Source organism: uncultured Campylobacter sp., assembly GCF_905373215.1.
Classification (GTDB): Bacteria; Campylobacterota; Campylobacteria; order Campylobacterales; family Campylobacteraceae; genus Campylobacter_B.
In genome coordinates, this window is sequence record NZ_CAJPRT010000051.1 from 1 (window position 1) to 2,675 (window position 2,675).

A 2,675-nucleotide genomic window follows, 5' to 3' on the forward strand; every position below is an offset into this window, starting at 1 on the left:
CAAAAGGCCGTGGTCGACGCGCTCGCGCAAAAGGGCGCGGACGCAAAAATCATCATCTTGCCGTTTGGCTCGATGACGGTGCCTAAGGCGTAAATTTGGCTAAAGTTTTATATTACGACGCGAGCGCTGGTATCAGCGGCGATATGAATTTGGCAGCTCTGGTGGAGCTTGGCGTGGATTTTGACTATCTTTGCGCCGAGCTAGAGAAGTTAAATTTAGCCGGCGAATTTAGGCTGGAGCGCAAAAACGTGCTAAAAAACGACATCGCCGCGACAAAAATCGACGTAGTGCCGCTAAAATCGCAGCCTCACGCCAGAAGCTACGTGGATATCAGGCAAATTTTAGAGAGTTCAAATTTAAGCCGGAGCTGCAAACAAAGAGCGGGCGCGATATTTCGCACGATTGCGCAGGCCGAAGCAAAAGTGCACGGCATGGACATAGAGCGGGTGCATTTTCACGAAGTCGGCGCGGTCGATAGCATCGCGGACGTCGCGGGCGCGGCGATCTGCCTCGAGTATCTTTTTGAAAAATTCGGCGTCTCGCGCGTCGTAAGCTCCAAAATCGAGCTTGGCGGCGGCGTAGCGATCTGCGATCACGGCGCGCTTAGCGTGCCTGCGCCCGCCGTTTGCGAAATTTTAAAAGGCGTGCCTGTAAGCCTCGGACGCGCAAATTTCGAGATGACTACGCCCACGGGCGCGGCGATTTTAAAGGCCTGCGCGGACGAGTTTGCGGACGGGGCAAGCTTTAGGATAGAAAAGATCGGCTACGGCGCGGGCGGCAAGGACGCAGCGGGCTTTGCAAACGTGCTTCGCGCGATGATCTGCGAGGCGGACGAGGATTTATACGAGCGAAATTTAGGCGCACGCTCGGGCTATGGCGAGCTTTGCAAGCAGATTTTAATCTCCACGAACATCGACGATATGGACGCCGAGAGCTTTGCCTTTGTATGCGAAATTTTACGCGAAAACGGCGCGCTAGACGTTTTTAGCCGCTCTATTTTTATGAAAAAGGGTCGCATGGGTTTTGAGCTAAACGCGCTGTGCCGCAAGCAGGACGCGCAAAATTTAAAGGATCTTATATTTACGCACACCACCGCGATCGGCGTTCGCGAGATAGAGGTTACTAAAACCGAGCTAAAGCGCGAGTTTGCGCGGGTGCAGACGAAATTCGGCGAGATAGGGCTTAAAATTTCAGGCAGCGGCCAAACGCAAAAGGCAAAACCGGAATTTGAGGATTGCAAGGCCGCGGCACTCGCGCACGGCACGACGATCGAGCGGGTGCGGAAAGAGGCGCTGAAAATCTATGACGAAACTAGAAAAACTAAAGGCTGATCTGCGCGGGCTGGGCGAGCTGGCGGTCGCATTTAGCGGCGGTGCGGACAGCTCGCTACTGCTGCGCGCGGCGCACGACGCGCTGGGTGCGCGAGCGATCGGCATAACGATAAGATCGCCCTACATGTCCTCGCGCGAGATCGCCGAAGCCGTGGAATTTGCTAGCATCTATGGCATCCGCCACGAAATTTTAGAGCTCGGCGTCGCGGACGAGATTAAAAACAACCCCGAAAACCGCTGCTATCTGTGCAAAAAGGCGGTCTTTTCGCGCCTGATAGAGCGCGCCCGCGAGCTTGGCTTTAGCCGCGTCGCAGACGGCACGAACCGAGACGATCTGGGCGAACATCGCCCGGGGCTCAAAGCAAAAGAGGAGCTGGGCGTGCTCTCGCCGCTAATAAATTTAACCAAAGCCGATATCCGCGAGTTATCGCGCGAGCTAGGCTTACCTACCGCCGAAAAGCCCTGCTACGCGTGCTTGCTAACGCGTCTGCCGCACGGGCGCGAGATCGACCCGCACGAGCTAAATTTGATCGAAGCGGCGGAAAATCTACTCATCGCAAGCGGCTACGCAAACGTCCGCGCGCGGTGCGACCGAAAAAATATAAAGCTGCAAATGCCCTTTGCCGACATGCAAAGCTTTCTAAACGACGCGAAATTTAAAAACGTCGTTAGGCAGCTCGTGAGGCTTGGCGCAGCGGAGGTGACGCTTGATCTAAAGGGGCTTAGAGAGGATGTTTTGCATGAGAGAGGATGAAATTTTAGAGCTTTTCGCGGGGATAAAAAGCGGCCGCGTGAGCGAGCAAGAGGCGTTAAAATACCTGAAAAACTACCCCTACGAGGACGTGGGCTGCGCCAAAATCGACACTCAGCGCGCTTTGCGAAACGGCGCGGGCGAAGTGATCTACGGCGAGGGCAAGACGGACGATGAAATTTTGCGTATCGCTGGTGCGATCGGCGCAAGACGGCAAAATATCCTAATAACACGCACGAACGAGCGGGTTTTTAAGCGGGTGCGCGAAATTTTACCGCAGGCGGAGTTTAATGCTCGCGGCCGCGTCGTCAGCGTCAAATTTAAAGAGCCCGCGCTCACGCAAAGCTACATCGCGATAGTATCTGCCGGCACCGCCGACGGCGCGGTAGTGGAGGAGGCATACGAAACAGCGAGATTTTTAGGCAACGACGTGCGTAAATTTAGCGACGCGGGCGTGGCCGGGCTGCACAGACTGATCGCAAATTTAGAGCAAATACGCGGCGCAAAGGTCGTGATTGCGGTGGCGGGCATGGAGGGCGCGCTAGCTAGCGTGCTAGCAGGCCTTGTTAGCGTGCCGGTGATCGCGGTGCCCA

The 2,675-nt window shown here is 55.6% G+C and carries 3 protein-coding genes; all 3 read left to right on the plus strand.

Features of this window, described 5'->3' with window-relative positions:
* Nucleotides 1-95 precede the first annotated feature (95 nt).
* Nucleotides 96-1,331, plus strand: a complete 1,236-nt coding sequence (larC, locus tag QZ176_RS10375; protein WP_295153402.1) for a nickel pincer cofactor biosynthesis protein LarC — start codon at nt 96-98, stop codon at nt 1,329-1,331.
* Nucleotides 1,303-2,085, plus strand: a complete 783-nt coding sequence (gene larE / locus QZ176_RS10380; RefSeq protein WP_295153403.1) for an ATP-dependent sacrificial sulfur transferase LarE — start codon at nt 1,303-1,305, stop codon at nt 2,083-2,085. The genes larC and larE overlap by 29 nt, the downstream gene beginning before the upstream one ends.
* A partial coding sequence (larB, locus tag QZ176_RS10385; protein ID WP_365951896.1) for a nickel pincer cofactor biosynthesis protein LarB occupies nt 2,072-2,675 on the plus strand: 604 nt, incomplete at its 3' end. The genes larE and larB, both read left to right, overlap by 14 nt.